Raw genomic sequence first — 22,997 nt, forward strand, 5'->3', positions numbered from 1 at the left:
TCCCCCGCACCTCGAACCCGCCATGTTGCTCCAGGAGTTGAACCGTGGACCAGGCCAATCCCTTCGAGACCCCGAGCACCTACTCCCTGCACCGCGCCGAGTACCTGGTCGGCCTCGCGGTCACCACCGGGCTCATCGTCGCGCACCTCGGCGAGATCCGCTGGCTGCCGGCGATCGGGCTGTTCCTGTACATCGACCTGATCGGGTACATCCCCGGTGCGCTCGCCTTCAAGAAGGCGGGCGGCCGGCCGATCTCCAAGACGTACTACGTGCTCTACAACGTCATGCACAGCCTGATCACCCAAGCGGCGGTCGCCGGCCTGTGGTGCTGGCTGATCGGGCCGGAGTGGGCGCTGCTCGTGCTGCCCTTCCACCTGTTCGGCGACCGGGCGCTGTTCGGCAACTTCATGAAGTCCTTCGCGCTGCCCTTCGAGCCGGTGCGCCAGCCGGGCTACCTGCGGCTGCTGGACGACCTGGGCCTGCCGCACCCCAAGCCGGTCGGCCACGAGATGACGCCGACCCCGGTCGGCCACGTTCCGGCGGCCGCCACGCCGCCGGCCAGGGAGCCCGTCAGCCAGGGCGCGGTCCGGTGAGCACCACCGCCGAGCCGATCCGGCGGACCACCGCCGACCCGGTCCAGCGGCGTCGCGACCTGCGTCATCTGGCCTGCCCGGTATCGGTTCTGACGGTCAGTCACCACGGGCGGCTGCACGGCACCACGGCCAGCCAGGTCACCACCGTCTCGCAGAGCCCGCTGATCGTCGGCGCCAGTCTGAAGGCCGGCTCGGTGCTGGCCGAACTGGCCTCCGAGGCAGGCCGGTTCGCGATCAACGTGGTCGGCGGCGGCCAGAGCGCACTCGCCCGCTGGTTCGCCGACAGCTCCCGCCCGGACGGCGCCGAGCAGTTCGCCGGACTCGACTGGCGGCCCGCCCGGTACTCGGCGGCGCCGCTGCTGGACGGGGCACTGGCGCACGTCGACTGCCGGGTGGCCGGCCGGGTCCGGGTCGGTGACCACGAGGTCCTGCTCGGCCGGGTGGTCCACGCGACGGCGGGCGAGGGCGAACCGCTGCTCAGCTTCGCCGGCGGGCTGTACGTCGGCGCGCTCCTCCCGGTCCCCGTCCAGGGGACCGGCATCAGCCGCATCAGGAAGGAAGACGCGGGACTATGACCAACACCGTGGCACCCGAGGCCGGTTGGGACACCGCTCCCGGACTGCTGGACGGGGCGAAGCAGCTCACCCTCGGCCCGGAGCAGTGCAATCTGGCCTACTGGTTCACCGAGGTCGCCCAGGGCACGCTGCGCGACCGCGGCGAGACCGGGCACCACAGGGACGCCGGCATCCCCGACTTCCTGAAACAGCCCGGCCCGCTGCGCGACGCCCTGGTCCTTGAGTTCGGCTACCGCGGCCTCTCCGAGGAGATCGCCACCCGGCTGCTGGCCCACTACGTGGCGATCGCACCCGGCATCCCCGAGCTGGAGTTCTACGCCACCCAGCTGATCGACGAGGCCAGGCACGCCCGGGTGTTCCGCAACCACCTGGTCGAACTCGGCCTCCCCGCCGCCACCCTGGTCAAGGACATCGACGAGATGGCCGCCGACTACCGCCGCCGGGTGCTCCAGCCGGTGGAGGACTTCACGCTGGAGGTCGTCCGCGACCAGGCGGACTTCATGGGCGGCGTCGCGGTCTTCGCCATCGTCATCGAGGGCGTGCTCGCCCCCGCCGCCGAGCTGAGCGAGCGGAAGTGGACCCCGCTGTCGCCCGCCACCGGCGAGATCTCCCGGGGCACCGCGATCGACGAGATCCGCCACCTCACCGTCGCCAGCACCATCCTGAAGGACCACCTGGCGGCCGAACCCGGCTACCGGCCGAGGCTGCTGGAGATCTTGCGGGCCGGCGTCAAGCTCTGGGACGAGGTGCCCGACAAGGAGTTCGTGATCCACCGCGAGGAGCTCTTCCAGCAGGGCATGGCCGAGCACGCCGACAAGATCGGCGACTACGAGATCTGGCCCGGCGTCCGGATGCTCGACACCACTCCCGAGCAGCGCTACGACATGGCCGAGCAGTGGACGGACGAGATGGCCGCCGAGCGGATGGCGTACATGGGCCTCCCGCTGGAGGTCCTCAGCAGCACCGGGGGTGACGCGGTATGACCGTCGGTCTGCCGGACCCCGGGTTGCGTCCCGGCCCGCCGCAGGGCCGCGCCGCGGTCATCGTCGGCGTCGGCGCCTACGTCCCGCCGGACCTGGTCAGCAACCAGGACCTGGTGGCCCGGCTGGACACCTCGGACGAGTGGATCCGCACCCGGACCGGGATCTCCACCCGGCACGTGGTCTCACCCGGTACGGCCACCTCCGACCTCGCGGTGGAGGCCGGACGCCGGGCCCTCAAGTCCGCCGACGACTCGCAGGTGGACGCGGTGGTCCTGGCGACCACCACCCCCGACCGCCCGTGCCCGGCCACCGCGCCGGACGTGGCCGCCAGGCTCGGCCTCGGCGGGGTCCCGGCCTTCGACGTCTCCGCGGTCTGCACCGGCTTCCTGTACGGGCTGGCGACCGCGACGGGCCTGATCGCCTCTGGCCTCGCGCAGCGCGTCCTGCTGATCGCCGCCGACGCGTTCACCACCATCATCGATCCGACCGACCGCACCACCGCCGTCATCTTCGCCGACGGTGCGGGCGCGGTGGTGCTCCGGGCCGGCGAGGTCTGGGAGCCCGGCGCGATCGGCCCGATCGTGCTCGGCAGCGACGGCGACCAGAGCGACCTGATCACCGTCCCGGCCGGCGGCTCGCGCCAGCGCTCCACCGGCGAGGCCGCCAAGCCCGGCGACGAGTTCTTCCAGATGGCCGGCCGGGCGACCTACCGGCACGCCGTCGAGCGGATGACGGAGGCCTCGCTCCAGGCCGTCGCCGCGGCCGGCTGGGCCATCGAGGACGTGGACCGGCTGGCGGCCCACCAGGCCAACGCCCGGATCCTGGAGGCGGTCGCCGACCGCCTCACCATCCCCGCCGAACGCAGGCTCTCCAACATCGCGCGGGTCGGTAACACCGGCGCCGCCTCGATCCCGCTGCTGCTCGCGCAGGCGGTCGAGAACGGCGGGTTGGAGGCCGGTCAGCGCGTACTGCTCACCGCGTTCGGGGGCGGACTCGCCTGGGGCGCCGCCACCGTCACGTGGCCCGACCTCGGCTGAGCCCCACCACCCGGCAACAGACTCCCGAAAGGACCCGATCATGTTCGAGAAGCTCAAGGAAATCCTGGTCAGCAAGCTCAAGGTGATGCCGGAGCAGGTCACCCCCGAGGCCACCAAGGAGGACGTCGAGCTCGACTCGCTCGCCGTCGTCGAGCTGTCGCTCCTGCTGGAGGCCGAGTACGGCATCTCCATCACCGACGACCAGCTGCTGGAGGCGGAGACCATCGGCGAGATGGCCGCCCTGATCGAGGAAGCGGGCGCACGGGTCTGATGGCCGGCATCGACGTAGCAGTGACCGGCCTGGGGCTGGTCACCCCCGCCGGCATCGGGGTCGCCGCGAGCTGGGCGGGGGTCCTCGAGGGCCGCCCGACGGCCGCGCTCGACCCGGTGCTGGACCGGAACCCGGTCCGGATCTCCTGCCGCGTCCCGGGCTTCGACGCCGCCGAGCTGCTCGGCGGCCGCCGGGCCCACCGGCTGGACCCGTTCACCCAGTTCGCCCTGGTCGCCGCCCGCGAGGCGATCGCCGACGCCGGACTCGACCCGCAGACCTGGGACGGCGCCCGGGTGGGCGTCGTCCTGGGGTGCGCCGACGGCGGCCCCGGGACGGTGGAGGCGCAGCACCGGATCCTGGTGGAGCAGTCCGCCGCCCGGGTCTCCCCGCTGCTGCTCCCGATGCAGCTGCCCAACATGCTGGCCGGGCAGACCGCGATCGAGTTCGGCGCCACCGGCCCCAACCTCGTGGTGGCCACCGCCTGTGCCTCGGGTGCCACCGCCATCGGGACCGCCCGCGACCTGCTGCTGCTCGACCGCTGCGACATCGTGGTGGCGGGCGGCAGCGAGGCGATGATCACGCCTCTGGTGATGGCCGGGTTCGCCCAGATGGGCGCGCTCTCCCGGCGCGAGGACGACCCGGGGACCGCCTCCCGGCCGTTCGACGCCGACCGCGACGGTTTCGTCGCGGGGGAGGGCGCCGGGGTGGTGGTGCTGGAGCGGGCGGTCGACGCCCGGGCCCGCGGCGCGCGGATCCGGGCCCGGATCGCCGGGTACGGCGCCACCGCCGACGCCCACCACATGACCACCCCGCACCCGAAGGGCCTCGGCATCGAGTCCGCCGTTCGGGCGGCGCTGGCCGATGCGGGGGCCGACCCGGGCGACGTCCGGCACGTCAACGCCCACGGCACCTCCACCCCGCTGAACGACCTCGCCGAGGCCCGGATGATCCGCCGGGTGCTCACCGGTGACCCGCTGGTCACCTCGACCAAGGGCGTCACCGGGCACCTGCTCGGAGCGGCGGGCGCGGTGGAGGCGGTCTTCACGGTGCTCTCGGTGGAGCAGGGCGTCGTCCCGCCCACCGCCAACCTGCGCACGCTCGACCCCGAGATGGAGATCAAGGTCGCCACCTCGGCCACCGACACCCCGGTGGAGTTCGCGCTGAGCAGTTCGCTGGGCTTCGGCGGCCAGAACGCGGTCCTGGCGATCGCCGCCGCATAGACCCGCCGGTTCTCGATCCATCCCCTGGACGGGCCTGCGCCCGGGGCCCCACACCCGGCCGCAGGCCCGTCGTCATGCCGTCCCGATCCACCGCTCCCTCCCTTGGCGCACTCCCTCCCTTGGAGCCCCGATGACCGTCACCAGACCCCCGGCCGGATCAGTGAGCACGGCCGCCCCGGCCGGTTCGCCCTCCTCCGGACGCCTGACGACCAGTCACATCGTCTTCCTCATCGTCGCCGCCGCCGCACCGCTCTCCGCCATGGTCGGCACCGTCCCGCTGGCCTTCGCCATCGGCAACGGCGCCGGTGTCCCCGCCGCCTTCGCGTTCGCCGGGGTGACCCTGCTCTGCTTCTCGGTCGGCTACGCCGTCAGCGCCCGCCGGACGGGCGGGTCCGGCGGCTTCTACGCCTCGATCGCCGACGGGCTCGGCCGCCCGCCCGCGGTCGGCGGCGGCTTCATCGCCCTGGTCGCCTACAACTGCGCGACCGTCGGACTGGTCGGCGCCCTCGGCTACTTCACCCAGCTCGTGCTGGCCGACCACGGCCTGGACCTCCCCTGGCAGCTGTGCGCCGCCGTCGGACTGGCGGCCGTCGCGGTGCTCGGCTACCGCGACATCGCGGTGAGCGCCCGGGTGCTCGCCGTCCTGATGATCGGTGAGATCGGCGTGCTGGCCGCGCTGGACGTGGCCGTCCTCGGCCGGCACGGCGCCTCCGCCCTGCCCGCCGCCTCGTTCTCCCCGCACGTCGCGGGCGGCCCCGGGATCGGGGTCTCGCTGATGTTCGCCTTCGTCTCCTTCATCGGGTTCGAGTCCGCCGCGCTGTACGGCAAGGAGGCCAGGGACCCCCGGCGCAGCGTCCCGCGCGCCACCTACCTGGCCGTCCTGCTGATCGCCGGGTTCTACGCGCTGACCAGCTGGACGGCGGTGGGCGCGATCGGCGCGGACCAGGTGCGCCAGGTCGCCACCGACCAGATGGGCGAGCTGTTCTTCACGCTGGGCAGTGACTACCTCGGCCCGGCCGGCGGCACTCTGCTCCAGGTCATGCTCTGCACCAGCCTGTTCGCCGCCACGCTGGCCCTGCACAGCGCGGCCAACCGGTACGCCCAGGTGCTGGCCGCCGACGGCCTGCTGCCCGCCGGGCTGGCCGCGGTGCACCGCAGGCACGCCTCCCCGCACCGGGCCAGCGTGGTCCAGAGCGTGGTCAGCGCCGTCGCGGTGACCGGCTTCGCCCTCGCCGGCCTCGACCCGTACGCGGACCTGACCACCAGCATGCTCGGCCTCGGCACCCTGGGCATCGTGGTGCTCCAGGCGCTGGCCGCGCTGTCGGTGCTCGGCCTGGCCCGGAAGGGGCTGCGCCTCGGCTGGTGGCAGGGTGCGGTCGCCCCGCTGCTCGGGTTCCTCGGGCTGGCGGCCACGGTCTGGCTGGTGGTCGGCAACTTCGAGCTGCTGACCGGCACCCGGAACGGCCTGGTCGCCGCTCTGCCCTGGGTGATCCCGGCGGTGGGCGTGCTGGGGCTCGGCCACGCCCGGTGGCTGCGGTCCGCCCGGCCGGCGCGGTACGGGCGGCTGGCCCGGAGCCATGTCGCCGAGGCGGCGGTCACGGAGTCCGTACGGCCGGCGAAGGTGGCCGTCCCGGTCTCTTGACCTGCGCACCGAAACCGACCCCGCAACACGCCGAAGGAGAGTGCCGTGCACGACGTACGTGAGCTGATCGAGCTGGGCCCGGAGGCCGTCCGACGGCTGGCCCGCCGCAGGTACCAGCTGGATCTGGACGGGCTGGGGGCCGCGCACCGGCGCAGGTCCGCCGCCGTGGAGACCGTCGCCCGGCTGCGGGCCGAGCTCAAGCGCTCCTCGCGCGGGGGCGGGGCGCCCACCGAGGAGGCCCGGGAGGAGTCGCGCCGGCTGCGGGAGGCGGTGCAGCAGGCCGAGGCCGTCGTCCGCGAGGTCGAACTCGACCTGGAGCAACGGATGTCGGGCATCCCGAACTTCCCCCTGGACGAAGTCCCGGACGGGGACAGCGAGAAGCAGGCGGTGGAGGTCCGGCGCGGTGGCCCGACGCTCCGGCCCGCCGCCGGTCAGGCCAGGCACCACGCCGACCTCGGCGAGTCGCTCGGCATCCTGGACGGGCCGAGGGCCGCCAGGCTGTCCGGTGCCCGCTTCACGGTCAGCCGTGGCGCGGGTGCGCGGCTGGAGCGGGCCCTGACCTCGTTCCTGCTCGACCTGCACACCGAGGAGCACGGCTACACCGAGTACTCCGTACCGCACCTGGTCAACCGGGAGACCATGACCGGCACCGGCCAACTGCCGAAGTTCGAGGAGGACTTGTTCGCCACCATGGTGGGGGACCGGGAGCTCTTCCTGATCCCGACCGCCGAGGTGCCGCTGACCAACCTGGTGGCCCGCGAACTGCTGGACGAGAGCGCCCTGCCGCTCGCCTTCACCGCCCGGACACCCTGCTACCGCGCCGAGGCCGGCTCGTACGGCCGCGACACCCGGGGCATCCTGCGGCTGCACCAGTTCGAGAAGGTCGAGCTGGTCCGGATCTGCGCGCTGGAGGACGCCCAGCGTGAGCTGGAGCTGATGGTCGGCCAGGTCGAGGAGTGCCTCCGCAGGCTGGAACTCTCCTACCGGGTGGTCATGTTGCCCGCCGGGGACATGGGCTTCTCGGCCCGGATGACGTACGACCTGGAGGTCTGGCTGCCCGGGAGCGACTCGTACCGGGAGATCTCCTCGGTGTCGGACTGCGGCAGCTTCCAGGCTCGCAGGGCGGGCATCCGGCACCGGGTCGCGGGTGGCGGGAAGTTGCCCGCGGCCACCCTCAACGGCTCGGCGCTGCCGGTGGGCCGGACCATCGCGGCGCTGCTGGAGCAGGGCGTCCAGGAGGACGGTTCGGTGCTGCTGCCGGACGCGCTGGTCCCGTACGCCGGATTCCGGCGGATCCTGCCCGGGGGCGCTACCAGCGGCAGCTGAGCGGCCGCACCGGGGAACGACGCGAGGTCGGAAGGCGGCAGTACCTAGCCTTCCGACCTCGCGCCGTTCCCCGCGTTCCTCAGGCCGACTTGAGCTGCTGCAGCGGGTTCGGGCTGTAGAGGCCGGGGGCCTGGTTGAGCACCTCCCGGAAGAGGTTCTTGAGCTGCGGCGAGGGCTCCATGCCGAGCTCGTCGACCAGTCGACCGCGGGCGGTGTTGTAGGCCTCGATCGCCTCGGCCTGCCGGCCGCTGCGGTAGAGCGCGAGCATCAGCATCTCGGTGATCCGCTCCCGCCATGGATGGGTGATGCTCATGCGCTTCAACTCACCGATGACCAGCGAGGGTTCGGGGCAGCAGGTGCCGAGCCAGAGCTTGTCCTCGAGTGCCGAGAGGTACTCCTCCTCCAGCTGGAGCGCCTCGCTCTGGCAGAGCGGGCCGGCGGCCACGTCCTGGAGCGGGGAGCCCTGCCAGAGCGCGAGGGCCTCCTCCAGCAGCTCGCCCGCCACCCGGCTGTCGACGGCCATCGCCCTCCTGGACCTGGCCAGCCGCTCCCGGAACAGGTTGACGTCGATGGATTCGGGCGCCGCGTCCAGGATGTAGCCCGACGCCTGGGTGATCAGCGGGGGTATGTCCCCGTGTGGGCCGCCGAGTTTGCGCAGGGTGCGGCGCAGGCGGGAGATGTGGGCCTGGAGGGAGTTCTCCACGGTCGCGGGCGGGTTGTCGCCCCAGAGTTCCGTGTAGAGCTGTTCGGTGGGCACGAGGCGCCCGGTGCGGGTCAGCAGGGTGGCCAGCAGGGTGCGCTGACGGGTTCCCGGGATCGTGCAGAACCGGCCGTCGACGACTGCCCCGACCGACCCGAGAATCCTGAACTGCATGGTTGTCTCCCAGTGGTGAGGAACCGTTGATCCTTCACGGGTACGAGGTGAATCAATCCCGACTGGATTGGGTGTTCGGATTGTCGGGCCGTCAACTCGACTACCACTGGAGCGATTTCACCTCCGGCGTCAGCCCTTCACCGAGGGCCCCCGGGCAGGCCGAAGCCCCGTCCCCCCGGGGAGCGGGACGGGGCTTCGGCGGTCTCGGTGGTGCTGCCTACCAGGTGACGAGCAGCCGGTGCACTCCGTAGAGCAGCATGTCGTCACGGAACGGCACCTCGTCCAGGCCGGTGGCCAGGCTGAGCTCCGGGAAGCGGTCGAGCAGCGCGCCGATCGCGGTCTCCAGCTCCAGGGTGGCCAGCGGGGCACCCACGCACTTGTGGACGCCGTGGCCGAAGGCCAGGTGCTGGTGGGCGTCGCGGGTGATGTCGAGGCGGCCGGGGTCGGGGAAGGCCGTCTCGTCGTGGTTCGCCGAGGGGAGCGCGAAGATGATGCCGTCGCCCTTGGGGATCGGCACGCCGCCGATCTCCATGTCCTCGGCCGCCGTCCGGATGAAGTCGTGCTGCTTGATGGACGCGAAGCGCAGCAGCTCCTCGACGGCGCTCGGGATCAGGCTGCGGTTCGCCCGGAGCAGCGCCAGCTGGGCAGGGTTCTCCAGCAGGAACAGCACGCTGATGGCGATCTGGTTGGCGGTGGTGTCGTGGCCGGCGAAGAGCAGGAGCCGGGCCATCGCCAGCAGGTCGTCGTGACTGATCGCTCCGGGGATCAGGTACTTGACGCAGAGTCGGCTGATCAGGTCGTCCTGCGGGTCCTTCCGCTTGTCGTCGATCAACCGGCTCATGAACTCGGTCAGCGTGACGAACGCGGCGCCGGCCTCCTCGGCAGTGGCGGTCGGCGAGGTGACGATCCGTCCGTTCTCCTGGAAGACCTCGTGGTCCGCGTACGGCACGCCCAGCAGCCGGGCGATCACCAGGGTGGGCAGCGGGTCGGCGAAGGCCGCCATCAGGTCGGCGGGCTTGGGGCCGGCGGCCAGCGCGTCGATCAGGTTGTTGGTGATCCGCTCCACGTCGGGCTGCATCGCGCGGGTGGCGCGGGCGGTGAACTCCGGGATGACCATCCGGCGCAGGGTGGCGTGGTCGGGGTTGTCCATCCGGAACATCGACAGCGCCCGGGGGCTCGGCGGCAGCGGGATCAGCGCCGGGAAGTTCGGCGCCATGTCGTCCGAGCTGACCCGGGGGTCGGCGATGGCGGAGCGGACGTCGTCGTACCTGGTCACCAGCCAGGCCCGGCGCCCGCCGTTGACCCGGACCAACTTGGGCGGTCCGTTGCGGAGTTCGGTGTAGGCGGGCGGCGGCAGCAGCGGGTCGGTCCGCGGCAGCGGGTAGTCCAGGAGCGTCTCGGTGTCGGTCACGGCTCTTCCTCCGGGCGTGGTCGTACGGGACGGGTGAGGCGGCGGGTCAGGCGGGCAGGTCGGTGATCTCGATGACGGCGGCCGCCATGGTGAACCCGACCCCGACGCTGTAGAGCAGGACCCGGTCGCCGACGGCGAGCGCGCCGTCCTGGAGCAGGCGGTCGAGCCCCGCGAACGGGTCGCCCGCGCCCAGGTGCCCGACGTGCCGGCCGAACTCGCGCCAGACGGTCTGCTCCTCGGTCAGGCCGAGCAGGTCGTGCAACTCGGCCTGACCGCCGCCCCGGTGGACGAACGGCAGGACGGCGCGCTTCAGGTCGCCCAGCTCCACCCCGGCCTCGGCCAGCGCCTGGTCCCTGGCCGCGAGCACGGCGGCCGTCCACTGGGCGAACTCCGCCACGGCGTCCGGAGTGGCGGCGTGCTGCTCGAATCGCTTCTCGACCTGGACGGGCGTCTCCTGCAGCGGCCCCGAGGCGAACGGGGTGGCGCCGCGGTCCCACCGCTCCAGGCTGTTGTCGCTCACCACGACGCTGGACAGCAGCCGGGCGAACCCGCCCTCGGTGGAGAGCACCAGCGCGGTGCCGCCGTCGCCCCAGATGGCCTGGACGTACGAGTTCCAGCGGTCGATCGCGGGGCCGTCGAACCGGTCCGCGGTGGTCACCAGCGCGTTGGCGACGGTGCCGCAGGACAGGTACGCGGCGGCCAGGTGCACCGCGCCGAGACCGCCGGCCGACCGCTGGTCGACGCTGTACGCGATGGCCTGCGGGCCGACGGCCTGGTTGGCCACGTACGCGGCCGGGGCCCAGCAGTCGAGGCCCTGGAACCAGACGCTGGCGTGCAGGTGCAGCCCGAAGTCGGCGCCGGCCACGCCGGACCGTCCGACGGCCTGACGGGCCGCCGCGACCGCCATGTCGACCGGCGCGGTGCCGGACTCCTCGACGGCTATGGACTCGTAGCCGAGGTCGCGGTGGCTCTCACCGACGAGTCCGGCGGCGACGGCGTCGGCCAGCGACCGGCGCTCGTCGGGCAGCCAGGTCCCGGTGGCGGCCAGGAAGATGTCCGTGGTGTGGCGCATGATGGGGTCTCCGGAGTCGGTCGGTCTGGGGTGGGGCCGGGTCACCAGGCGGGAGTTTCGGTGATCTGCAGGACGGCGGCCGAGAAGTTGAAGCCGACGCCGCAGCCGTAGGCGAGGACGTGGTCGCCCGGCTCGACGAGCCTGTTCTCCAGCAGGTGGTTGATCCCTGCGAACGGGTCGCCGGCCCCGATGTGGCCGGTGTAGCGGCCGAGTTCACGCCAGAGCGTCTGCTCCTCGGTCAGGCCGATCAGGTCGTGCATCTCGGCCTGGCCGTCGCCGCGGTGCTGGAAGGGCATGGCGGCGCGGACGATGTCCTTGATCCCGATGCCGGCCTCGGCCAGCACCTCGTCCCTGAGCCGCAGCATGCTGTCGACCCAGAGCTTCCAGTCGGCGGCCGCCTCCGGCGCGGACATCCGGGCCTCGGCGCGCTCGATCACCGGGATCGGGGAGGTCTGGCCGGGGAAGTCGAGGAACGGCTCGTCGCCGCGGGTCCAGGTCTCCATCGCGTTCTCGCCGAACGCCACGGTGGCCACCAGCTTGGCGACGCCGCCGGTGCGGGACAGCACGGCCGCGGTGCCGCCGTCGCCGAACATCAGCTGCCGCTGGGTGTTCCAGCGGTCGATCATCGGGGCGGTGAACCGGTCGGCGGTGGTGATCATCGCGGTGGAGGCCGCGCCGGAGCTGAGGTAGCCGGCGGCCAGGTGCATCCCGCCGAGCGCGGTCAGCGAGCGCTGGTCGATGGAGAAGGCGACGGCCTGGTTACCGGAGGACCGGGCGGCGACGTAGTTGGCCGCCGACCACCAGTCGTGACCCTGGTACCAGAGGTGGGCGTGCAGGTGCAGCCCGTACTTCTCGCTGGGGATGCCGGCCCGCTCGAGTGCCTGCCGGGCGGCGCCCACGGCCATGTCCGGGGCGGCCGTGCCGCTGCGGTCGACCAGCACCGACTCGTAGCCGAGACCCTGGTTGAACTCACGCACCAGGCCCTGTTCCAGCGCGTCCGCGACCGGAAATCTCTCCGGCAGGAAGACTCCGGTACCCGCTATGTAGATGTCCTGCCAACGCATGTCACGTATCCCCTGTTCTAGCCCCCCGTCGGGCTGGCACAAGTGTGGGAGGTGACGGTGACGCGTCCCTGACCGCCGGCTGACGCCGCGTCCGGGTAGTGGTGGGGACGACGCAGCGCCCGTGGCACGGGTGCCACGGGCGCTGCGGTGGGACTGCTGCGGGTCAGCCCCGCTTGGCGGGCTTGGGCAGCAGCTGCACCGAGACCGCCACGACGACGGACAGCACGGCCAGTACCTCGCTGCTCAGCACGAACGCGTGGGTGAAGGAGGACGGCTGGACCGGGGAGCCGAGCGCGTTGTAGAAGAGGTTGCCGATGATGGCGACGCCCAGGGCGGTGCCGACCTGGACCGCGGTGGACAGCACACCGGAGGCCGCGGCGGCGAACTGCGGCGGGATGCCGGCCAGGACGGACGCGGACAGCGGAGCCATCACCATGCCCATCCCGAAGCCGGCCACCAGCAGGGCCGGGGTGATCCAGCCGATCGCCCCGTCGGTGCCGAGGTGGTCGGCGGTGAGCTCCAGGACGACGAGCCCGACCGCCAGCACGACCGAGCCGACCGCGAGAGCCTGCTGCCCGAGCTTGGCGCCGATCTGCTTGGCGATCATCGAGGACAGGAAGAAACCGGTCCCGAGCGGGACGAAGATCAGACCCGACTCGAGCGCGGACAGGCCGTGGCCCTGCTGCAGGTAGAGCGCGAAGACCAGGAAGAAGGTCGACATCACCGCGTAGAACAGCATGGTGGTGATCAGGCCGACCGAGAAGGCGCGCTGCCCGAACAGCGCCATGTTGATCAGCGGTGCGCCGTCCTTGGCGCCCAGCCGGCGCTGGTGGAGCGCGAACACCGCGAGCAGCACGACCGAGGCGGCCAGGCACTCCCAGGTCCAGGCGGGCCAGCCCTCCTCACGGCCCTTGATCAGGGGCAGGATGACGCCGACCAGACCCAGCGTCACCAGGACGGTGCCGACCAGGTCGAGCTTCGAGCTGCCGGTCCCCTTGGACTCCGGGACGTGGCGCCGGGTGAGCAGCAGGACGACGATGCCGATCGGGACGTTGATCAGGAAGATCGCCCGCCAGCCGAGGCCGAACAGGTCGGCCTTGATCAGCGCGCCGCCGATCAGCTGCCCGAACACGCCGGCGAAGCCCATCGAGATGCCGTACGCGTTGAAGGCCTTGAGGCGGTTCGCGCCGGTGTACGCGATGCTCAGGATGGCCAGCACCTGAGGCATCATCAGACCGGCCGAGACACCCTGGGCCACCCGGCCGACGATCAGCTCACCGGCGTCCGGTGCCACGCCGCAACCGGCCGACGCCACGGTGAACAGGGCCAGGCCGATGGCGAACAGTCGCCGCCGGCCGTAGATGTCGCCGAGCCGGCCGGCCGTGATCAGCACGGCCGCGACGGCGAGGCTGATGCCGGCCACCACGAACTGGATCGCTCCGGTGCCGGCGTGCAGGTCCTCCTGGATGGAGGGGATGGCCACGTTCACGATGAACATGTCCAACGTGATCATAAAGGTGGGCGCCAGGACCACCGGCAGTGTCGACCAGTTGGGCCGGTCTTCGGCCGGGGCCGCCGCGGGCCCCGCCTTCGTGCTCAGGTCCGCTGTGTCGGTCATCGGTGCAAACCCCTTGTCCCTCATGTGGGAGGTTGTTCGAATACGTTCTGTGATCGCGTGTGTACGCCACTGTCGCCGGTGATGGTCCCCGGCGGTGCTGGAGCGCCACTGGAGAGACGCTGGAGTGTCGCGGACCGTCCCGGTCAGCGCCGGGCGTCGACCACCCGCCGCAGGTGGCGCACCAGGTCCGAGGTGACGGCGAGGGCGTGCTCGGCGTGGTCGATGTAGAAGTGGTCGCCGACGAACTCGCTGTTGCCGAGGTACTCGGGGGAGCGCTTGTCCCAGGAGGCCATCGCACCCGGGTCCATCAGCGGGTCGGACTTGCCGCTGTACGCCACGATCGGGCAGTTGGTGGCCGCACCGTCGTCCACGTAGGTGGAGACCACGGCCAGGTCGGCCCGGAGCGCCGGGACGATCATGCTCAGCAGGTCCTGGTTGCCGTACACCTCCTCCGGGAACGAGCCGAGGGTCCGCATCCACGTCACCAACTCGGGCTCCGGCATGAGGCTCTGCTCGTACGTCACCTGCGAGAACCCCTCGGGCGCCCAGCCCGAGGCGCCGATCAGGACCGGCGCGGGCTGCCCGTCCCTGGCCATCGCGAGCGAGACCCGGTAGGCGAGTTGGGCGCCGAGGCAGTGCCCGAAGAAGGCGTAGGGGCGGTCGTCCAGGTCGTCCGCGATCGCCTCGTAGGCCGCCTCCACCAGCGGCTCGATCTCGGTGAATGCCGTCTCGCCCAACCGCTTCTCGCGGCCCGGCAGTTGGACGATCTGGTGGGCGATGTCGGACGGCAGGTACTCGTGCCAGTTGCGGTAGATCGTGCCCCCGCTGCCCGCGTGCGGGAAGAGGAACAACCTGATCGTGGCGTCGGGGCGGATCTCGGCGGGCTGCAGCCACTGGCCGAGGGCGGTCGGGGTCGTCATGCTCTCTCCTGGTGTGAGGCGGTGGTCAGCCGACGCTGGCGCGGACGGCCGGCAGGACGTGCTCGGCGAGCTCCTTGAACTGCCGGGCGGCGTCCAACGAGCCGATCCGCAGCACCACGTGGCGGGCACCCGCCCGGACGTACCCGGTGAGCCACTCGGCGCACTCCTCGGCGGAGCCGTAGCCGTACGCCTGGATGCCGGTCATGACGTCCAGCGGGCGGCCGTAGTAGCCGCGGACGTACTCGTCCAGCCCGGCGGCGGCGCGGGCCCGGTCGGAGTCGACGTTCAGGGTGGCGTACAGGCCGGGGACGACCGCGTCCGCGGGCCGGTCGCGTTCGGCGAGCAGCTCGCCGATCCGCCGCCAGGCCCGGTCGTACGCCTCGGTGGTGGGCAGGAACGGCAGCCAGCCGTCGTAGCCCGAGGCGACCCGCTCCAGCACCCGAGGGGTGTCGCTGCCCGCGAGCCAGACCCGGGGGCCCGCCGCGGTGGCGGCGGGCGGCAGCCGGTGCAGCAGGTCCGCCGTCAGGTGCTTGCCCCGGAAGCTGCCGGCGGCCGGGTCCTGTCCGCTTCCCCAGGCCTGCTTCCACAGCCGGACGGTCTCGTCCAGCCGCCCGGACCGGCCCGCGAACGGGACGCCGACCGCGTCGAACTCGGCCTCGCTCTCCGGCATCGGGAAGCCCGCGCCGACCCCCAACTCCAGCCGGGAGCCCGCCGCGTGGTGCAGGCTGGCCACCATGTTGGCGCCGATCAGCGGGTGCCGCAGGGCGGCGGTGAGCGCGCCGGTGCCCACCGAGATCCGGGAGGTGGCCCCCGCCACGGCGGCCAGCACGATCAGCGGGTCGAGCCGGGGGCGGGCGGTGAGCGAGTCACCCGTCCACACCGAGTCGAACCCCGCCGCCTCGGCCTCCTGGGCCAGCTCCAGCAGCGGCCCGACGGCGTAGTCGCCCGTCATCGCCATCTCCCGGGTGGGCAACAGCAGCCCGAAGCGCAGCGGATGGGTCGTGGTGCTCATTGCGGACTCCTCGTTCTCGACGGTGGGTCAGACCTGCGCGGGAACGGCGGCCCGGTCGGCCAGGTGGCGCTCGCGGAGCACCCGGCGCAGGATCTTCCCGGTGGGGTTGCGCGGGATGCTGTCGACGAACTCCCAGCGGCTGGGCGCCTTGTAGTCGGCGAGCCGGCCCGAGAGGAAGCGCAGCAGCTCGCGCGGCCCGGCCTGCTGTCCCGGCCGCAGCACCACGCAGGCCAGCACGGCGTCGCCCCACAGCTCGTCGGGCACTCCGAGGGCCGCCACCTCGGCCACCGCCGGGTGCTCGCCGAGCGCCTTCTCGATCTCGGCGGGGTAGATGTTCTGCCCGGCCGCGATGATCGTGTCGTTGATCCGGTCGCAGAGGAACAGGTAGCCGTCCTCGGTCAGGTAGCCCGCGTCCCCCAGATGCAGCCAGAGCCCGACCAGGGTCTCGGCGGTCGCTTCGGGCAGCTGGTGGTAGCTCAGCATCCTGGCCGGGGTGAACACGCAGACCTGGCCGATCTCGCCGGGCGGCAGCGTGCGTCCCTCGCCGTCGACGATCTTCAACTGGTGCCCCGGGCAGGCCTTCCCGGCCGAACCGAGCACCGGGCTGCCGGGGTAGTGGTCCTCCGGCGGGAGGCAGACCGCGACCGTGCCGGTCTCGGTACTGGCGTAGATCTGCGCGAACTCGCAGCCCAGCATGTCCAGGCAGCGCTTGAGCAGGGACTCCGAGATCGGCGCCGCACCGTAGGCCACCTTGCGCAGCGACCTGAACGTCTCCGGGGTGACCCCGGGCTCCTCGATCATCATCTGCAGCATGGCCGGCGCGGCGAAGGTGGTGGTCACCCGGTGCGCCTCGATCAGCCGGACGGCCTCCTCGCTGACGAACATCCGCATCACCACGTTGGTGCCGCCCGCCGCGAAGCCGTGCATGAACCAGCCCATGCCGGCGATGCTGAAACCCGGCAGGGAGATCAGGTTGACGTCCTCCGGCAGCCAGTCGATCCAGTCCTGGCCGCTGCGCCGCATCGCCTCCGGCAGGGTGAAGAAGCTCCGGTGGGCGAGCACCACGCCCTTCGGCGCGCCCGTGGTGCCGCTGGTGTAGATCTGCAGCACCGCGTCGTGCGAGCCGGTGCCCGGATCCAGGTCGGTGTCCGGCCGGTCGGCGTGCCAGGTCCGCTGGCCGCCACCGGCCGGCCCGGGAGCGGCCAGTGCCACCACGGTGCGCAGCGAGGGCAGGTCCGCCCGGATCCGGTCGACCAGCGGCCGGAACGCCTCCTCGACGAGGAGGAGTTCGGCGCCGGAGTCCCGCAGGATGTGCTCCGCCTCGCCGGACGTCAGCCGCCAGTTGACGGGCACCAGCACGGCGCCCGCCTTGGCGCAGCCGAGCGCGATCTCGTAGTAGTGCTCGGACTCCTTGCCGAGGTAGGCGACCCGGGAGCCCCGGCCGAGACCGGCGGCCAGCAGGGCGTGCGCGGTGCGGTTGCTCTCCCGGTGCAGCTCCGCGTACGTGGTCACCCGGCCCTCGCAGACCACCGCCGGGTGGCCGGGACGCTGCCGGGCGTGCTGGGCGGAGACGGTGACGAGGGTCTGGGCTGTGCTGTCGGTCATGGCCGTTGCGGACCTTTCACTCTGATGCCGGTCACTCCGAGACGCCGGGTGCACTGCCGGGGAGCGCGAGTTGGGTGTTGACGTGGGCGGCGAGCAGGGCTGCCGTCGGGTAGTCGAAGGCCATCGACGGCGGCAGCGGGACCCGCAGGGCCGCCTCCAGCGCGTTCTTCAGGTCGATCGCGACCAGCGAGTCCAGGCCGACCTGCGCGAACTCGGTGTTCGGGCCGACGTCGTCCGGGTCCTCGATGTGCAGCACCTCGGCGACCCGGTGACGGATGAAGTCGGTGATCTCGGTGATCCGTTCCGACTCCTGGAGGATGCGCAGCTGCGTTACGTCGATGGTCCGCGAGCCGCCCTGTTCCGCCCGTACCAGAGCGCTGTAGAGCGCGTTCACCACCGGCTTGGCGGCGGAGAAGCGGTCCCAGTCGCACTCGCCGGCCACCAGCTGCGCGGGGCCCTGGTCGCGGCTCAGCAGCGACACCAGGGTGTCCAGCGCCCGGGCGGGGGTGAAGAAGGTGATGCCCTCCCGCTCCAGCGCCTTGACGTGCTGGGCGCTCAGCCGGGCCGACATGCCGACCTCCGACCAGGGGCCCCAGTTGACGGCCAGCGCGGGCAGGCCCTGGCCGGCCCGCCAGTGCACCAACTGGTCCACGAAGGCGTTGGCGGCGGCGTAGTTGGACTGCGAGGCACCGCCGACCACCGCGGCCGCCGAGGAGAACGCGACGAAGAAGTCCAGCTCGGGGAAGTCCGCGGCGGCCTCGTGCAGCATCCAACTGCCGTACACCTTGGCCCCGAACAGCCCGTCGATGCTCTCCCAGGTCTGCGCCGAGACCGGCGCGTCGGCCAGCGCACCGGCGGCGTGCACGATGCCGCCGAGCGGCTGCTCCGCCTGCCGGAGCGCCGCCAGCACCCGACGGGTGTCCTCGGCACTGCCGATGTCGCCCTGAAGCACCGTCAGTTCGGCCTCGGTGCCGATCCGCTCCCGGACGGCTGCGGTCTCCGCCGCCGTCAGCGGGCGCCGGCCGAGCAGGGCCAGGTGCCGGGCGCCCTCCTTCACCAGCCGCTGGGCGGTCACCAGGCCCAGGGCGCCGAGGCCGCCGGTGACCAGGTACGTGCGGTCGGCGCGGATCGGCGCGCCCTCGGCCGGCCGGCCGGCCTCCTCGGCGGGCAGCAGCCGCCGGACCCGGCGCACGCCGTCCCGGTACGCGACCTGGAAGTCCCCGGTGTCCCGGGCGAGCCACTCGGCCGCCAGGTCCTGCTCCCCGCCGGCTCCGGCGGGGAGGTCGACCAGGGTCACCCGCAGCATCGGGCGCTCGTTCAGCAGCACGTGGCCGAAGCCCCACAGGGTGGCCGCGGCGAGCTGGGTGCCGTCGCCCGCCGGGTCGCCCGGCAGCACCTGGGCCTGCCGGGTGGCCAGCCAGAGGCGCAGCCCGAGGGCTGTCCCGTCCTGCTCCAAGTCATCGAGCAGCGCGAGGAGTTCACGGTAGTTCCGCTCGCACTCCGCGCGCAGCCGGTCCACTCCGGCCGGCCCCTCGCCGGGCTGCCAGAACCAGGCCAGGTCGGTCGCGCCCTCGGTGCGCAGCAGCTTGACGGCCTCCTCGGGCGTGGAGACCGGGGTGACCCGCAGGCCGGCCCCGGCGGGCTCGGGGAAGGCGGCGTGGCCCGCGCCCAGTACCAGCACGTGCCGGGAGGCCGGGGCCTCCGGCTCGGCGGCCTGCTCGACCCAGGTGGGCACGTGCAGGAAGTGCCGCTCGCCGGTCTCCTCCTCGGTGCCGGGGCCGCTGCCGTTCGGCAGCCAGTAGCGCTTGCGATCGAAGGCGTAGAGCGGGAGCCCGATCCGCCGCCGGGGCCGGTCGCGGTGGAAGCCCTGCCAGGAGACGGGCTGCCCGGCGGTGTACATCTGGGCCAGCGAGCGCAGGATGGTGAGCCCGTCCTGCTCCTTCGGGTGCAGGCTGCTCAGCCAGCGGTGCTCGTCCGCCGCCACGCACTTGCGGGCCAGCGTGGTCAGCGCGGTGGACGGGCCGATCTCGACGAAGACGTGCTTGCCGCGCCGCTCGACCGCCCGCATGCCGGCCTCGAAGGCCACCGGCTCGCCGATGTGCCTGACCCAGTACTCCGGGTCGGCCAGCTGGGCGGGCCGGGCCACCTTGCCGGTGAGGTTGGAGATCAGCGTCAACTGCGGCTGCTGGAAGTGGATTCCGGCCAGTACGGCGCGGAACTCGTCGAACACCTCCGCCATCAGCGGGGAGTGGAAGGCGTGCGAGACCTGGAGCTGCTTCACCGCGAAGCCCCGCTCCTGGAGGATCGCCGTCACCTCCGCCAGCGAGTCGCTCCCGCCCGAAATGACGCACTGGTCGGGCGAGTTGACCGCCGCGAGCGCCAGGTCGGAGTACCCCTCCAACAGCGGCGTCACCTCGGCGGCGGCGGCCGGCACGGCGGCCATCCCACCGGGGGCGGAGACCGACTGCATCAGCCGGGAGCGGGCGGCCACCAGGGTCACCGCGTCCTCCAGGCTGAACAGCCCGGCCACCGTCGCCGCGACCACCTCGCCGATGCTGTGCCCGATCAGGGTGCTGGGCCGGGCACCCCAGTCCATCCACAGCTGGGCCAGCGCGTACTCCAGGGTGAACAGCGCGGGCTGGGTGTACCGGGTCTGGTGAACGGCCTCCTGGTCCTCGCCGACGCCGAGCACCAGATCCCGGACCGACCGGCCGAGCAGCGGGGCGAACAGCCGGTCGCACTCGTCCACATGGCGGCGGAACACCGGGTAGCGGTCGTACAGCGGCGCGCCCATGCCGGGGTACTGCGAGCCCTGGCCGGTGAACAGGAACGCGGTCTTGCGGGCCTCCGGGGCCTCGACCGCCCGGCGGTCCAGCTGGGTCAGCCCCTTGGCGAGCAGGCCGTCCAGGTCCTCCCGGCCGCCGACCACCCCGGCGATCCGGAGCGGGAAGTGCGAGCGGCCGACGTTGGAGGTGTGGCAGAGGTCGGCCACGTCGATGCCCGGGGTCCGCTCCAGGTGCTCCTGGTAGCGCTCGATCAGCCGGCGCAGCGACCGCCGGTTCTTGGCGGAGAGGGTGAAGACCTGGCGGGCGTCGGGCTCCTCGGTGCCGGTCGCGCCGGTGGCGAAGCCGGGCGGCTGTTCCAGGACGACGGCGGCGATGGTGCCGCCGAACCCGAAGCTGTTGACCACGGCGCGCTTGACCTCGGCGGGCCAGGGCCGGTTCTCGGTGGGCACCGTCACCGGGTAGCGGTCCCAGGGGATCCGGCCGGACGGCGTACGGAAGTTGAGGTGTGGATAGATCACCGACTCGCGCATCTGCAGCAGCGTCTTGATCACGCCCACCAGACCGGCCACCGGCTCCATGTGGCCGAGGTTGGTCTTCACCGAACCGACGGTCAGCGGCGCCGCCTTGGTGTGCGACTTGGCGAACACGTCGCTGATCGCACCCATCTCGATCGGGTCGCCCAGCGGGGTGCCGGTGCCGTGTGCCTCGACGTACTGGATGTCCTCCGGGCGCAGCGCGGCGCGGTGGATCGCGGCCCGCATCACTGCCTCCTGGGCGGGCCCGTTCGGCACGGTCAGGCCCGCGCTGTCGCCGTCCTGGCCGACGGCGGAGCCCCGGATCAGGCCGAGCACGGTGTCGCCGTCCCGCTTGGCGTCCGACAGGCGCTTGAGCACCACCACCGCACAGCCCTCGGCGCGGACGTAGCCGTCCGCCGACTCGTCGAAGGTCTTGCACTGAGCGTCCGGGGCGAGCATGTTCGCGTTGGAGAAGATCACCGGGATCCGGGGGTGATGCAGCGCGTTCACCGCACCGGCCAGCGCGATGTCGCACTCCCGGTGGCGCAGCCCCTGGACCGCCGCGTGCACGGCGGTCAGCGAGGAGGCGCAGGCGGCGTCCAGGCTCACGCACGGGCCGCGCCAGCCGAGGAAGTACGAGAGCCGGCCGGAGAGCGGGAAGAAGGTGATGCCCGAGGCCAGGTGGCCGTCCAGCTCCTCGTACGGGAGCGACTCCAGCTCCAGCGCGTAGTCGATCGAGCTGGCCCCGATGTAGACGCCGCCGTTGCCCCGGCGCAGCGGCGCGGGGTCGATGTTGGAGTGTTCCAGGGCCTCCCAGGCGGTCTCCAGCAGCAGCCGCTGCTGGGGGTCCATGTACTGGGCTTCCTTGGGGGAGATGTTGAAGAAGCCGGCGTCGAAGAGGTCGACCCGGTCCAGGAAACCGCCGCCGGCGGCCCGGATCCGGCCCTGGGACGGCTCGCCGTCCGTCTCCTCCGCGCCCGCCGCCTCGGTGAACCGCTCCAGGTCGAAGCGGTCCGCCGGGAAGGGACCGATGCCCGACCGGCCGTCGCGCAGGAAGTCGGCGAACTCGTCGGGGCTGTTGCTGCCACCGGGGAAGCGCAGCCCGACACCGACCACGGCGATGGGTTCGTACTTCTCCAGCATCAGGTCCTTGAGCAGCTCCTGCTGCTTGCGCACGGTTTCGAGGGCGCTGCGGAGCTGATCCCCCACGGGCGCGGCGGTGTCGGGCATGGGTTCCCTTCCATACGACGGCGGGAGAGGTCCGCCGGTGCTCAGGACTGGTAGAGGTCCTTGAGGATTTCGTCGAGCAGTGCGTGGTCCTGCGCGACCGGGGCGTCGTCCGCCGGCGCATCGGTGCCGCCGCCGGGCAGCAGACCCGACAGGTGGGTCACCAGCGCCTCGATGGTCGGCTCGTTGAACATGGTGTTGGCGCTGATCGCCAGCCCGAGCCGCTGCTCCAGCCGGCGCTTGATCTCGGTGAGCCGCAGTGAGGTCAGCCCGAGGTCGAAGTAGCTGCGGTCCAGCGGCAGTTCCTCGTCCGGCTCCAACAGCATGGTGACCCGGAACTCCCCGGCCACCAACTCCCTGAGGGCGTCGGCCCGTTCCGGCGCCGACAGCGAGATCAGCTGCTCGGTGGCAGCGGTCACGGTCATCGGACCGACCTCCGGGCCGGGTGGTACGGGCTCTGGTTCCTCACAGCGATCGCCTCCGTCTGCTTCGTGGACCCGCCCGGTCGCGGCCGGTGCCGTTGCCGCCGTCCAGGTCGGCCGCCGCAGGTCGGGCACCATGCGAACACCCGAGCCTGACCCCGTCCTGACCCGGAGCTGACTGCGCCGGGCGAGGAGGACGGGCGTGCGGCTCCGTCCCTGCTGGCGGCGGCTCCAGCGGCGGTCCAGCGCAGCTCCACCCGCCTGCTCCAGAGTGGGTGCGTCGCTGCCCGTCATCGGGTGGTGCCGATGATGAGTTTCGTAGACGTAGGGAGTTTGGGCATGAGTGATCTCAACGACGTGGTGACCCGTTACCTGGCCATCTGGAACGAGGCCGACGCCGGCAAGCGTGCCGACGCCATCGCCGACCTGTTCGCCGAGGGCGCCACCTACACGGACCCGCTGGCCGACGTCGAGGGCCACGAGGGCGTCGCCGCGGTGATCAGCGGTGCGCGCGACCAGTTCCAGGGCTTCGTCTTCAACCAGTACGGCGACATCGACGCGCACCACAACATCGCGCGCTTCCAGTGGGAGCTCGTCCCGGCGGCCGGCGGCGAGAACATCGTCATCGGCTTCGACGTCGCGGTCCTGGACGGCGCCGGCAAGATCAAGAGCGTCCACGGCTTCCTGGACAAGGTCCCGGCCGGGCTCTGAGCCACCTGTCACGGTCGCAGAACCCTCGACCCCGGCCCGGGTGATCACGGGCCGGGGTCGTTCGCGCCGGACCCGGAAACGCCGGAGGCCGCCCTTCCCGAAGGAAGGACGGC

General features: G+C 72.4%; 19 protein-coding genes. 9 read left to right on the forward strand and 10 right to left on the reverse strand.

Annotation, left to right across the window (positions count from 1 at the left end):
- Positions 1-44 precede the first annotated feature (44 nt).
- The 8 genes from ACKUU6_RS21540 to serS all read left to right on the forward strand — a co-directional run bounded on the left by ACKUU6_RS21540 (position 45) and on the right by serS (position 7,647).
- Positions 45-593 (forward strand): hypothetical protein, encoded by a 549-nt coding sequence (locus ACKUU6_RS21540; RefSeq protein ID WP_407990196.1) that lies wholly within the window; start codon positions 45-47, stop codon positions 591-593.
- A complete protein-coding gene (locus ACKUU6_RS21545) occupies positions 590-1,168 on the forward strand; it encodes a flavin reductase family protein (RefSeq protein WP_407990197.1) in 579 nt (192 codons plus the stop codon). The genes ACKUU6_RS21540 and ACKUU6_RS21545 overlap by 4 nt, the downstream gene beginning before the upstream one ends.
- Positions 1,165-2,151, forward strand: coding sequence for a VlmB-like protein (locus ACKUU6_RS21550; RefSeq protein WP_407990198.1), 987 nt, complete (start codon positions 1,165-1,167; stop codon positions 2,149-2,151). Before ACKUU6_RS21545 ends, ACKUU6_RS21550 begins: the two co-directional genes overlap by 4 nt.
- Positions 2,148-3,188 (forward strand): beta-ketoacyl-ACP synthase III, encoded by a 1,041-nt coding sequence (locus tag ACKUU6_RS21555; RefSeq protein WP_407990199.1) that lies wholly within the window; start codon positions 2,148-2,150, stop codon positions 3,186-3,188. Before ACKUU6_RS21550 ends, ACKUU6_RS21555 begins: the two co-directional genes overlap by 4 nt.
- Positions 3,189-3,228: 40 nt before the next feature.
- Entirely contained in the window at positions 3,229-3,459 is a 231-nt protein-coding gene (locus tag ACKUU6_RS21560) for an acyl carrier protein (RefSeq protein ID WP_407990200.1), read from the forward strand.
- On the forward strand, positions 3,459-4,679 hold the full coding sequence (locus ACKUU6_RS21565) for a beta-ketoacyl-[acyl-carrier-protein] synthase family protein (RefSeq protein WP_407990201.1): 1,221 nt from the start codon (positions 3,459-3,461) through the stop codon (positions 4,677-4,679). The genes ACKUU6_RS21560 and ACKUU6_RS21565 overlap by 1 nt, the downstream gene beginning before the upstream one ends.
- A gap of 130 nt (positions 4,680-4,809) precedes the next feature.
- Entirely contained in the window at positions 4,810-6,321 is a 1,512-nt protein-coding gene (locus ACKUU6_RS21570) for an APC family permease (protein ID WP_407990202.1), read from the forward strand.
- Positions 6,322-6,366: 45 nt separating this feature from the next.
- Positions 6,367-7,647, forward strand: a complete 1,281-nt coding sequence (gene serS, locus ACKUU6_RS21575; protein ID WP_407990203.1) for a serine--tRNA ligase — start codon at positions 6,367-6,369, stop codon at positions 7,645-7,647.
- 79 nt (positions 7,648-7,726) lie between these two features.
- Here serS and ACKUU6_RS21580 read toward each other — a convergent pair whose 3' ends face one another.
- From ACKUU6_RS21580 to ACKUU6_RS21625, 10 genes are all read right to left on the reverse strand, one after another.
- Complete coding sequence (locus tag ACKUU6_RS21580) at positions 7,727-8,521, reverse strand: AfsR/SARP family transcriptional regulator (protein WP_407990204.1); 795 nt, start codon at positions 8,519-8,521, stop codon at positions 7,727-7,729.
- A gap of 217 nt (positions 8,522-8,738) precedes the next feature.
- Positions 8,739-9,932 (reverse strand): cytochrome P450, encoded by a 1,194-nt coding sequence (locus tag ACKUU6_RS21585; protein WP_407990205.1) that lies wholly within the window; start codon positions 9,930-9,932, stop codon positions 8,739-8,741.
- Positions 9,933-9,978: 46 nt separating this feature from the next.
- A complete protein-coding gene (locus ACKUU6_RS21590; protein WP_407990206.1) occupies positions 9,979-11,004 on the reverse strand; it encodes a ketoacyl-ACP synthase III family protein in 1,026 nt (341 codons plus the stop codon).
- 41 nt (positions 11,005-11,045) lie between these two features.
- The gene (locus ACKUU6_RS21595) at positions 11,046-12,068 is read right to left on the reverse strand and encodes a ketoacyl-ACP synthase III family protein (protein ID WP_407990207.1); all 1,023 of its coding nucleotides are present in this window, start codon (positions 12,066-12,068) and stop codon (positions 11,046-11,048) included.
- Between the two features lie 163 nt (positions 12,069-12,231).
- Positions 12,232-13,686, reverse strand: a complete 1,455-nt coding sequence (locus tag ACKUU6_RS21600) for an MFS transporter (RefSeq protein WP_407990208.1) — start codon at positions 13,684-13,686, stop codon at positions 12,232-12,234.
- A gap of 143 nt (positions 13,687-13,829) precedes the next feature.
- On the reverse strand, positions 13,830-14,606 hold the full coding sequence (locus ACKUU6_RS21605; RefSeq protein ID WP_407990209.1) for a thioesterase II family protein: 777 nt from the start codon (positions 14,604-14,606) through the stop codon (positions 13,830-13,832).
- Between the two features lie 25 nt (positions 14,607-14,631).
- Positions 14,632-15,618, reverse strand: a complete 987-nt coding sequence (locus ACKUU6_RS21610) for an LLM class flavin-dependent oxidoreductase (RefSeq protein ID WP_407990210.1) — start codon at positions 15,616-15,618, stop codon at positions 14,632-14,634.
- Positions 15,619-15,645: 27 nt separating this feature from the next.
- Positions 15,646-17,223 (reverse strand): fatty acid--CoA ligase, encoded by a 1,578-nt coding sequence (locus ACKUU6_RS21615; RefSeq protein ID WP_407990211.1) that lies wholly within the window; start codon positions 17,221-17,223, stop codon positions 15,646-15,648.
- 31 nt (positions 17,224-17,254) lie between these two features.
- Positions 17,255-21,754 carry a type I polyketide synthase gene (locus ACKUU6_RS21620; RefSeq protein WP_407990212.1) on the reverse strand — a complete coding sequence of 1,500 codons (4,500 nt, stop codon included), beginning with the start codon at positions 21,752-21,754 and terminating at the stop codon, positions 17,255-17,257.
- 41 nt (positions 21,755-21,795) lie between these two features.
- Positions 21,796-22,176 carry an acyl carrier protein gene (locus ACKUU6_RS21625; RefSeq protein ID WP_407990213.1) on the reverse strand — a complete coding sequence of 127 codons (381 nt, stop codon included), beginning with the start codon at positions 22,174-22,176 and terminating at the stop codon, positions 21,796-21,798.
- Positions 22,177-22,512: 336 nt separating this feature from the next.
- Here ACKUU6_RS21625 and ACKUU6_RS21630 point away from each other — a divergent pair, with 336 nt between their 5' ends.
- Positions 22,513-22,884 carry a nuclear transport factor 2 family protein gene (locus tag ACKUU6_RS21630; RefSeq protein WP_407990214.1) on the forward strand — a complete coding sequence of 124 codons (372 nt, stop codon included), beginning with the start codon at positions 22,513-22,515 and terminating at the stop codon, positions 22,882-22,884.
- The last annotated feature ends 113 nt before the right edge of the window (positions 22,885-22,997 follow it).

Origin of the sequence: Kitasatospora sp. CMC57, from assembly GCF_045866025.2 — a bacterium.
Lineage (GTDB): Bacteria > Actinomycetota > Actinomycetes > Streptomycetales > Streptomycetaceae > Kitasatospora.

Excerpts from the sequence above, each read along its gene's own strand:
- ACKUU6_RS21550 (WP_407990198.1), top strand. The coding sequence starts at position 1,165 with ATGACCAACACCGTGGCACCCGAGGCCGGTTGGGACACCGCTCCCGGA.
- ACKUU6_RS21555 (WP_407990199.1), top strand. The coding sequence starts at position 2,148 with ATGACCGTCGGTCTGCCGGACCCCGGGTTGCGTCCCGGCCCGCCGCAG.
- ACKUU6_RS21560 (WP_407990200.1), top strand. The coding sequence starts at position 3,229 with ATGTTCGAGAAGCTCAAGGAAATCCTGGTCAGCAAGCTCAAGGTGATG.
- ACKUU6_RS21565 (WP_407990201.1), top strand. The coding sequence starts at position 3,459 with ATGGCCGGCATCGACGTAGCAGTGACCGGCCTGGGGCTGGTCACCCCC.
- ACKUU6_RS21570 (WP_407990202.1), top strand. The coding sequence starts at position 4,810 with ATGACCGTCACCAGACCCCCGGCCGGATCAGTGAGCACGGCCGCCCCG.
- ACKUU6_RS21580 (WP_407990204.1), bottom strand. The coding sequence starts at position 8,521 with ATGCAGTTCAGGATTCTCGGGTCGGTCGGGGCAGTCGTCGACGGCCGG.
- ACKUU6_RS21590 (WP_407990206.1), bottom strand. The coding sequence starts at position 11,004 with ATGCGCCACACCACGGACATCTTCCTGGCCGCCACCGGGACCTGGCTG.
- ACKUU6_RS21595 (WP_407990207.1), bottom strand. The coding sequence starts at position 12,068 with ATGCGTTGGCAGGACATCTACATAGCGGGTACCGGAGTCTTCCTGCCG.
- ACKUU6_RS21600 (WP_407990208.1), bottom strand. The coding sequence starts at position 13,686 with ATGACCGACACAGCGGACCTGAGCACGAAGGCGGGGCCCGCGGCGGCC.
- ACKUU6_RS21605 (WP_407990209.1), bottom strand. The coding sequence starts at position 14,606 with ATGACGACCCCGACCGCCCTCGGCCAGTGGCTGCAGCCCGCCGAGATC.
- ACKUU6_RS21610 (WP_407990210.1), bottom strand. The coding sequence starts at position 15,618 with ATGAGCACCACGACCCATCCGCTGCGCTTCGGGCTGCTGTTGCCCACC.
- ACKUU6_RS21615 (WP_407990211.1), bottom strand. The coding sequence starts at position 17,223 with ATGACCGACAGCACAGCCCAGACCCTCGTCACCGTCTCCGCCCAGCAC.
- ACKUU6_RS21620 (WP_407990212.1), bottom strand. The coding sequence starts at position 21,754 with ATGCCCGACACCGCCGCGCCCGTGGGGGATCAGCTCCGCAGCGCCCTC.
- ACKUU6_RS21625 (WP_407990213.1), bottom strand. The coding sequence starts at position 22,176 with ATGACCGTGACCGCTGCCACCGAGCAGCTGATCTCGCTGTCGGCGCCG.
- ACKUU6_RS21630 (WP_407990214.1), top strand. The coding sequence starts at position 22,513 with ATGAGTGATCTCAACGACGTGGTGACCCGTTACCTGGCCATCTGGAAC.